Genomic DNA, 9,115 nt, shown 5'->3' on the forward strand with positions numbered 1-9,115 from the left:
GTACGACGCTGGCGTCCATGATGGACCACCGCAACGAGAGCACGACCGGCCACATCCTGACCATCGAGGATCCGGTGGAATTCATCTTCCGGAACAAGAAGTGCGTGGTGAACCAGCGCGAGGTGGGAAGCGACACGCAGTCGCTGCAGACCGCGCTGAAGAACGCGCTGCGCCAGGCGCCCGACGGGATCCTGATCGGCGAGATCCGCGACCGCGAAACCATGTCCGCGGCGATCGCCTATGCGCAGTCGGGCCACCTGTGCCTGGCCACCATGCACGCCAACAACAGCTACCAGGCGCTGAACCGGATCCTGTCCTTCTACCCGGTCGAAGTGCGGCCGACCATGCTGGGCGACCTGGCCGCCGCGTTGAAAGCGGTGGTCTCGCAACGCCTGCTGCGCACGGTCGCGGGCGGCCGCGCGCCGGCGGTGGAGGTGCTGCTCAATACCAAGCTGATCTCGGAGCTGATCGAGAAGGGCGACTTCTCGGGCGTGAAGGAAGCGATGGAGAAGTCCATGGCCGAAGGCTCGCAGACCTTCGAAATGGACATCGCCCGCCTGATCACCGACGGCTCGGTCGACAAGAAGGAAGGCCTGGCCTATTCCGACTCGCCCACCAACTTGCAATGGCGCCTGCAGAACACCTCCACGCCGCACGACCAGCAACTGGGCAACGACGGCGACAGCGCGGAAGACCTGGACGACGAGCCGTCGTTCACCGAGATTACGTTCGACGTGAAGCACTGACAACTTTAGGCGCTGCGTTGCGTCAGGAATTCTTGAACGCAGAGGTCGCAGAAGCAATGCAGAACACGCAGAAGAAATCCGAAGTTCTTCTGCGACTTCTGCGGCACTTCTGCGACTTCTGCGTTCAAGAATTGCTCGATCGCGCACAGACGCCGGCATGCGCTCGCACCCTACACTACCGCCCATGTCCAAGACCCTCCACCTCGCCGAGCAGCTCATCGCGCAGCGCTCGGTCACGCCCGAGGACGGGCAGTGCCAGCCGCTCATCGCCGCCCGCCTGGCGCCGCTGGGCTTCGCGTGCGAAAACATCGAGAGCGGTCCCGACACCTTCCGCGTGAAGAACCTCTGGGCCAAGAAGCCTGGCCGGGGCGGTCGCACGCTGGTCTTTGCCGGTCATACCGACGTCGTGCCGACCGGCCCGCTCGATCAGTGGACCAGCGATCCCTTCGTGCCCAGCCATCGCGACGGCAAGCTCTATGGCCGGGGCGCGGCGGACATGAAGACCTCCATCGCTGCCTTCACCGTGGCCGCCGAGGAATTCCTCGCCGCGAATCCGCAGCCCAATCTCGGCATCGCTCTGCTGATCACGAGCGACGAGGAAGGCCCGGCGGTCGATGGCACCGTGGTAGTCTGCGAGCAGCTGCAGCAGCGCGGCGAAAAGCTGGACTACTGCATCGTCGGCGAGCCCACCTCGGTGGAGCGGCTGGGCGACATGATCAAGAACGGCCGCCGCGGCAGCCTCACGGGCAAGCTCACGGTCAAGGGCATCCAGGCGCACATCGCGTATCCGCAACTCGGAAAGAACCCCATCCACATGGCGCTGCCGGCGCTCGACGAAATGGCCAAGACCGAGTGGGACCGCGGCAACGAATTCTTCCCGCCCACCAGCTGGCAGATCAGCAACATCCACGGCGGCACCGGCGCGGGCAACATCATCCCGAACCGGGTGGTGATCGATTTCAACTTCCGCTTCGCGAGCGTCAGCAGCGCGGAGCAATTGCAGCAGCGGGTGCATGCCATCCTCGATCGCCACGGGCTCGACTACGAGCTGCAATGGACGGTCGGCGGCCAACCCTTCCTCACCACGCCCGGCGAGCTGGTCGCCGCGGTGCAGGCGGCGATCCGCGCGGAGACCTCGCTGGAAACCGAGCTCTCCACCACCGGCGGCACCAGCGACGGCCGCTTCATCTCGCTCATCTGCCCGCAGGTGATCGAGTTCGGGCCGATCAACGCCACCATCCACAAGATCGACGAGCACGTGCGCGTCGCCGACCTCGATCCGCTGAAGAACATCTACCGGCGCGTGCTGGAGCACCTGGACGCGCTGGCATGAAGCTGATGGCGCGGGTGGAGGCCGCGGCGCGCCAACTCGAAGCCGCCGGCGTGGCCTTCGGCCATGGCACCTCCAATTCATTCGACGAGGCGGCATGGCTGGTGCTGTGGAGCCTCGGGCTGCCGCTGGACGCACTCGACGAACAGGCGGACCGCGAGATCGATGACCACGAGGATCACGAGATCGCCGCCCTGCTGGGCGAGCGCATCGCCACGCGCAAGCCGGCGGCCTATCTCACGCGCGAGGCGTGGCTGCAGGGCGTGGCCTTCTACGTCGACGAACGCGCCATCGTGCCGCGCAGCTTCATCGCGGAGCTGCTGGCCGAAGGCAGCATCGATTCGTGGCTCAGCGAGCGCACGACCCGGGTGCTGGACCTGTGCACCGGCAACGGCAGCCTGGCGGTGCTGGCGGCGATGGCGTATCCCGACGTGCAGGTCGATGCCGCCGACATCTCCGCCGATGCCCTGGAAGTCGCGCAGATCAACGTGCAGCGGCACGGGCTGCAGGAACGCATCCGCCTGCTCGCGTCCGACGGCTTGACCGCCCTGCCCGGCCCGTACGACCTGATCCTGTGCAACCCGCCCTACGTCAATGCGCAGAGCATGGCGCAACTGCCGGCCGAATACCGCGCCGAGCCGGAGCTGGCACTGGCCGGTGGTGACGATGGCATGGACTTCATCCGCGCGCTGCTGCGCGAGGCGCCGGCGCGCATGGCCGAAGACGCCGTGCTGGTGCTGGAGATCGGCAACGAGCGCGCGCATTTCGAGGCCGCGTTCCCGGGGCTGGAAGCCGTATGGCTGGAGACCAGCGCGGGCGAGGACCAGGTGCTGCTGCTCACCAAGGACGCTCTTTCGTAGGGTGCGTTGCCGAAGGCACCCCACCGGGACGGCCGCCAGGTGGGTTGCCTGCAGCAACCCACCCTAAGTCCCCGGCGTCGACCCGTGTCGTCCCCCCGCCTCGTCCCGCATATCCCCAGGTCCGGCCGAGCCCAACGGCGATGCGACAATCGCTCCCGTGATCCAACTGCGCAACGTGACCCTGCGACGGGGCGCCAAAGTCCTCCTCGATGGCGTCTCCACCACCATCAATCCCGGCGAGAAGGTCGGCCTGGTCGGCCGTAACGGCGCCGGCAAATCCACCCTGTTCGCGCTGCTCAATGGCAGCCTGCACGAGGACGCGGGCGACTTCAGTGTCCCGGCGCAATGGCGGCTGGCGCAAGTGGCGCAAGACATGCCCGAGACGGAGGAGCCGGCGACCGCGTTCGTGCTGGCCGGCGACACGCGCCTGGTCGAAGTGCATGCGGACCTGGCACGGGCCGAGGCAAGCGGCGACGGCATCGCCATCGCCCACGCGCACTCCGACCTGGCCGATGCCGGCGCCCACGATGCGGCACCGCGTGCCCAGGCGCTGATCCTCGGCCTGGGCTTCCGGCCCGGCGAACTCGATCGGCCCGTCAACAGCTTCTCCGGTGGCTGGCGCATGCGGCTGCAACTGGCCCGCGCGCTGATGGCGCCTTCGGACCTGCTGCTGCTGGACGAACCGACCAACCACCTGGACCTCGATGCGCTCGTGTGGCTCGAGGGCTGGCTGCAGCGCTATGCGGGCACGCTGGTGGTGATCAGCCACGACCGCGAGTTCCTCGATGCCGTGACCACCGTGACGCTGCACATCGAGCACCAGCGCCTGGTGCGCTACGGCGGCAACTACAGCGCGTTCGAATTGTTGCGCGTGCAACAGCTGGAACAGCAGCAGTCCGCCTTCTCGCGCCAGCAGGACAAGATCGCGCACCTGCAGAAGTTCATCGACCGGTTCAAGGCCAAGGCCACCAAGGCCAAGCAGGCGCAAAGCCGCGTGAAGGCCCTGGAGCGCATGGAGAAGATCGCGCCGGTGCTGGCGGATGCGGAATTCACCTTCGAGTTCAAGGAACCGCAGAACCTGCCGAATCCGATGCTGGCGATCACGGATGCGAGTTTCGGGTATGGGGGACCCTCACCCCAGCCCTCTCCCGCAAGCGGGAGAGGGAGCCAGCCCACCCTGGAACTCCCTCTCCCGCCTGCGGGAGAGGGCGGGGGTGAGGGCAGCGGCGCGCCCGAAGAACCCAAGATCATCCTGCGCAACGTCTCCCGCTCCGTCCTCGCCGGCCAGCGCATCGGCATCCTCGGCGCCAACGGCCAGGGCAAGTCGACGCTCGTGAAGACCATCGCGCGCACCATGCCGCCGCTGGCGGGCAAGGTCACCGAGGGCAAGGGACTGGCGATCGGCTATTTCGCGCAGCAGGAGCTGGACGTGCTGCGGCCGCAGGACACGCCGCTGGAGCACATGGTCCGCCTGGCGCGCGAATTCGGGGCGGCCACCGGCCAGTCGGACCGCGAGCAGGACCTTCGCAATTACCTCGGCCAGTTCCTCTTCAGCGGCGACATGGTCGCGCAGTCCGTGGGCTCCATGAGCGGCGGCGAGAAGGCGCGCCTGGTGCTGGCGATGATCGTGTGGCAGCGGCCCAACCTGCTGCTGCTGGACGAACCGACCAACCACCTGGACCTGGCCACCCGCGAGGCGCTGGCCATGGCACTCAACGAATTCGAGGGCACGGTCATGCTGGTGAGCCACGACCGCGCCCTGCTGCGCGCCGTGTGCGACGAGTTCTGGCTGGTCGGCCGAGGCGGCATCGCGCCTTTCGACGGCGACCTCGACGACTACCAGCGCTACCTGCTGGAGGAGGCGCGCCGCCTGCGCGAACAGGTGCTCGCGCAAGCGTCCGCCCCCGCCGGCAACGAGGGCGAACCCCGCCTCACCCCGCAGGAGCAGCGCAAGCAGCAGGCGCAGGTGCGGCAGCAGCTCGCCACGCGCCTGAAGCCCCTGAAGAAGGAACTGGAACAGGCGGAGAAACGGATGGCGGCGCTCGAGGCCGAGAAGTCCCAGCTCGAGGCGCGCCTGGCGACGATGCTGCCGCCGCCCGAGATCGCGGAGGCCGGTCGCCGCCTGAAGACGGTGGTCGACGAACTGGGCGAGCTGGAGGAACGCTGGCTGGAACTCTCCGGCGACATCGAGGCCGCTGAGGCAAGGGCTTAGGGAGTGCGCTTTTCGCCATTGGTCAGGCCTTGGGCACCCTGCAACGCGGGTCCTGTGAGTGGATTCGTACAGAGTCAAGGGCGCATCCCTTCCAGACGGGCGCTGTCGAGCGCCTAGGCTGCGCCCATGGATCCCCGTTGGCAACCTCATCTCGGGCCGGTCGAACCGGCCACCGCAACCCCGGAGGCGTGCGACCTCCTTGCCGCCGGCTGGCGCGCCAAGCAGGAGGAATGCTGGATCAGCGGCGCGCACGGCGGCGCCATGCTGGTCTCCCTGGAAACCTGGCGATCGCTGCGCGACCGCCTTGGCTTTATCCGTACGCGCGTGCAGATGCAGCGTTGAACGGTCTTTCGCCGCTGAGATCCGCGCAGGAATGCGCGCACGACGGCCGCGGTCGTGTCACCATCTCGTCTCCAGACCTTTCACACGGCAGCACGACGATGTCCAGACTCAGCACGGGGGAGCAGGAGTTCCTCTCGACCTCCACGGAGGCCGCGCCCGCCGCGCCTGCCGCTGCGATCGCCGTGGCACCCGAGGTGTCCGGCGCAAACGATGGCGATGCGGTCGAGACGATCGACGCGCGCGGCATCAGTGCGCCGCTGCCGCTGCTGCGCGCGCATCGGGCTCTGCGCACGATGAAGCCCGGGCAACAGCTCAGGGTCCTGACCAGCAGCAAGGAAACGCTGGCCGAATTCCAGGCGCTCGCGAAGTACGTGGTTGGCTACGAACTCCTGTCGCAAGAGGAATCGGGCGACGAGGTGATCCACCTGCTGCGCCGCCGGCGCTGAGGCGCGCGGCCCCTCAGGCCCGCGGCTGCGGATACTGCGTGTCGCCAACCAGGGCGGCGGTGTCGAGTTGCTCCCAGCCGGGAAAGTGCGCGTCCGCCACCTTGCGCCCCAGGTACTCCGAGTGGCAGTACAGCGCAGGCACCGGCCGGAAGCGCAGCGCATCATCGGCCAGCCGCGAGAAGCGACCGACGATGGGATTGGAGACGCCGGCCTCTATGCACTCGAAGCCCAGCGCCGGCGGGAACAGCACGCGCAGCGCCATGTCGCTGAACTGGAAGAAGTGCCAGGGCCGCTCGTGCGCCGAATAGGAGAAGTGGGTTTCGATGAACACGTGCCCGCCCACCTTGAGCACCTTGGCGATCTCCTGCGCCACCACCCACGGCATGGCGAAATGCTCGAAGCACGCGCTGGAGAAGACCAGGTCGAATTCGCCGGGCGCGAAGTGGCGGCTCAGGCTGTGCGCATCGCCGACCACGTCGACGTTGCCGCCCGCGTAGTAGTCGAAGCCGACGTAGTCCGCCTGGTCGAAGTCGGCCCTGAAGGTGGATTCGCCGGTCACCTCGCGGCTGCCGATCTCCAGCACCTTCATGCCGGGTCGATTGGCGAGTGCCAGCAGGTGCGACCTCCAGCGCGTGTGACTGACCGCCCGCGACATCGGCATGTCGCGCGAGAGAAAGCGCGCGTCGGCACCGGAGGAGGCCATGGCGCCAAGCCGATAGAGCGAGCTGAGGAATTTGCGGACGGTACTGTTCACGGTGCGTGCAGGTGGCACGGCATCATAGGCACGCCGGTGCTCGGCGGGGCAAGCTCTGCGTAAAGGGACTTCGCAACGAACGGTGGGGTGCCTGCCGCAACCGACCCTTCGATCCCGCCAAAGGCCGCGGCGCTACCGCCCAGCCTGCGCAGCGTGGGAGGGAGTATCTCTTGCAAACCGAGACCAGCGGGGTAGCCTGTAACCTGCGGGCCATGCATCCATCACGAATTCGCCGCACCCTCTTGCTGCCTGCGCTCTGCGCCCTCTTTTCGGGGTGCGCCGGCCTCGTACCAGGCTGGGACTGGCCGGGCCACTCTGCCCCCATCAGCACCGCGACCGCAATGGCCACTCCGCCCGCCGTTGCGACCCCAGAGGACACGTGCCACGCTGAAGCGTGGGAGCACAGGCTGGACATTTTGGGCGACGAGGGGCTGGCTTATGGTCAAGCGTACCGAGACTGCATGCAGCGTCTGGCTCCCGGCGACGGTCGGCCACCTGCCGCGGCATCGACGCCGCCAGCAGCGGCGCGGGCGCCGGTAGAGGGGAAGCTTCCCGCGAAGGCTGCGAGAAACTGACGTCCGCTGCCGGTAGGCTTCGCACTAGGGCGCGAGTTACAAGCGCCGCCGCCGCCGGCTGAACTTCTCGCCACCTCGGGGCCAAGTTTTGAGGCGCTGACGTGGGACAAGGCTCATCGCTCCTCCCTTGGCTGCACAGTGGCTATACGGCTGCGAAAAGACAGAAGCCCGCTTGTCTTTCGACAGCGGGCTTCCCTTGAGGAGCTTGGTAGGACGTGCGGGGCTCGAACCTGCGACCAACGGATTAAAAGTCCGCTGGCCCTAGACGGCCTCGGATGTCCTTGGACGACGCGGCAAGCCGCCATCATTGGGGAATTCGTCCCAGACTGTCCCACTGCGGATAATGTCATCTGGCTGAAAACTGTCACCAGTTCTGTCACCAGGAGGCAAACCGCATGAGAGCCACTCACGGCCAGCGCATCGCGGAACTGCGCGTTGGCCAATGCATCGTCGTCGAAAAGATCCCCGCCGCTGGCTCACTCGAGGCCCGGAAGCTCAGCAGCGGGCCTGTGATGTTCTACTGGCGGCATACGCGAGCCGGCAAGACAGAGCGGCTGCCGGTGGGACACTACGATTCGAGCGCCCCGCCCAAGTCCCTGAAACCTACCCATCGCGGCTACTCAGTGCCGGCGGCGCTGGAGGCGGCTCGCGAGAGTGCGAAGCTCGACCGGGAGACGCCTGGCGGTCTTAGGGCCGAACGCGAGCGCGCATCCGCCGCCGAGGCGCAAGAGGCCGCGGAACGAGAGCTTCGACAGCGGTTCACGCTCAAGGCGCTGTGCGCGGCATATGTCGAGTGGCTGAAGGCCCAAGGCAAGTCGTCTTGGCGCGACGTCGAAAACATCTTCGAGAACCACGTCATGGCCGCCCTACCCGATCTGGCCGAAAAGCCGGCTGCGGAGGTCCAGAAGTCAGAGATCGTGGCGGCCTTGCGGCGTCCGCACGAAGCCGGCAAGAAGACCACCGCGCGCAAGCTGCGGGCCTACTTGCGCGCTGCTTACGCCTGTGCAATCAAGGCAGATTCGGATCCGGACCTGCCGAAGGCCTTCTCCGATTTTGGCGTGAACACAAATCCCGTGGCAAGCATCGCCGCCGGCAAGGCCCAATCCGACAAGAATCCGCTAGGCGCCGTGGAACTACGCAAGTACTGGAGCGCCCTGCAGGGCGAGCCGGGGGTGATCGGCGCGGCCCTGCGCCTGCACATATTGACCGGCGGTCAGCGCGCAGCGCAGTTGGTAAGACTACAGCGCTCGGCACTGGCCGGAGGCACCCTGCTCCTCATGGACGCGAAAGGAAAACGCGCTGAACCCCGGGAACATCTATTGCCGATCACAAACCGTATGCGGGCAGAACTCACCGCCCTTCCAGCCGCAGGCTATGTTTTCTCCACCGACGGAGGCAAGACTCCGATGCATGCCACGAGCGTGTCGAAGTGGGCGAGCGAAGTCGCCGGGCGGGCCGGAATCAAGAGCTTCCAGTTGAAGCGTGTCCGCAGCGGAATCGAGACGCTGCTGGCGGCTGCTGGCATCACGAAGCACATCCGCGGGCAGCTGCAGTCGCACGGCATCGGCGGCGTGCAAGACCAGCACTACGACGCGCACGAGTACCTACCCGAAAAGCGGAAGGCCCTCGAGGTGCTGCTGCGGCAGCTTGAGAAAAACGGGGTGAGGCGCGTCAGGGCATCTACTCCTGCAGATCCGGCTTGATAGTCAAGTGGTTGGCGACAATTATCTTGACCGGCGTGTTGCCTCACGAAGGAATGTTACGCGTCGGATCGTTGTCGTTCCGGCTCCTTCGTTTACCCCTTCAGTGGTCGAAGGCTGTGGGCATGTGGGCGAAGGCGGCGGCGGTGG

8 protein-coding genes are annotated in these 9,115 nt (G+C 66.8%); 7 read left to right on the forward strand and 1 reads right to left on the reverse strand.

Annotated features, from left to right (window positions below):
- The 6 genes from JWP60_RS05695 to JWP60_RS05720 all read left to right on the forward strand — a co-directional run.
- Positions 1–746, forward strand: a 746-nt coding sequence (locus JWP60_RS05695; protein WP_299787582.1) for an ATPase, T2SS/T4P/T4SS family, incomplete at its 5' end; no start/stop codon positions are given.
- A 184-nt stretch (positions 747–930) separates the two neighbouring features.
- Positions 931–2,079 carry a succinyl-diaminopimelate desuccinylase gene (gene dapE / locus JWP60_RS05700; protein WP_299787585.1) on the forward strand — a complete coding sequence of 383 codons (1,149 nt, stop codon included), beginning with the start codon at positions 931–933 and terminating at the stop codon, positions 2,077–2,079.
- Positions 2,076–2,936, forward strand: a complete 861-nt coding sequence (gene prmB, locus JWP60_RS05705; protein ID WP_299787589.1) for a 50S ribosomal protein L3 N(5)-glutamine methyltransferase — start codon at positions 2,076–2,078, stop codon at positions 2,934–2,936. Before dapE ends, prmB begins: the two co-directional genes overlap by 4 nt.
- Before the next feature lie 157 nt (positions 2,937–3,093).
- Positions 3,094–5,148: an ATP-binding cassette domain-containing protein gene (locus JWP60_RS05710; protein ID WP_299787592.1), complete on the forward strand. Its 2,055-nt coding sequence runs from the start codon at positions 3,094–3,096 to the stop codon at positions 5,146–5,148.
- Positions 5,149–5,274: 126 nt separating this feature from the next.
- Positions 5,275–5,490, forward strand: a complete 216-nt coding sequence (locus JWP60_RS05715) for a hypothetical protein (RefSeq protein WP_299787595.1) — start codon at positions 5,275–5,277, stop codon at positions 5,488–5,490.
- Entirely contained in the window at positions 5,487–5,936 is a 450-nt protein-coding gene (locus JWP60_RS05720; RefSeq protein ID WP_299787598.1) for a sulfurtransferase TusA family protein, read from the forward strand. Before JWP60_RS05715 ends, JWP60_RS05720 begins: the two co-directional genes overlap by 4 nt.
- A 13-nt stretch (positions 5,937–5,949) precedes the next feature.
- On the opposite strand, the gene JWP60_RS05725 is transcribed toward JWP60_RS05720, so the two are convergent.
- Positions 5,950–6,690: a methyltransferase domain-containing protein gene (locus JWP60_RS05725; protein ID WP_299787601.1), complete on the reverse strand. Its 741-nt coding sequence runs from the start codon at positions 6,688–6,690 to the stop codon at positions 5,950–5,952.
- Between the two features lie 970 nt (positions 6,691–7,660).
- Here JWP60_RS05725 and JWP60_RS05730 point away from each other — a divergent pair.
- Positions 7,661–8,968 (forward strand): integrase, encoded by a 1,308-nt coding sequence (locus JWP60_RS05730; RefSeq protein WP_299787604.1) that lies wholly within the window; start codon positions 7,661–7,663, stop codon positions 8,966–8,968.
- The last annotated feature ends 147 nt before the right edge of the window (positions 8,969–9,115 follow it).

The sequence above is a fragment of the Ramlibacter sp. genome (genome assembly GCF_028291745.1).
Classification (GTDB): Bacteria; Pseudomonadota; Gammaproteobacteria; order Burkholderiales; family Burkholderiaceae_C; genus Ramlibacter.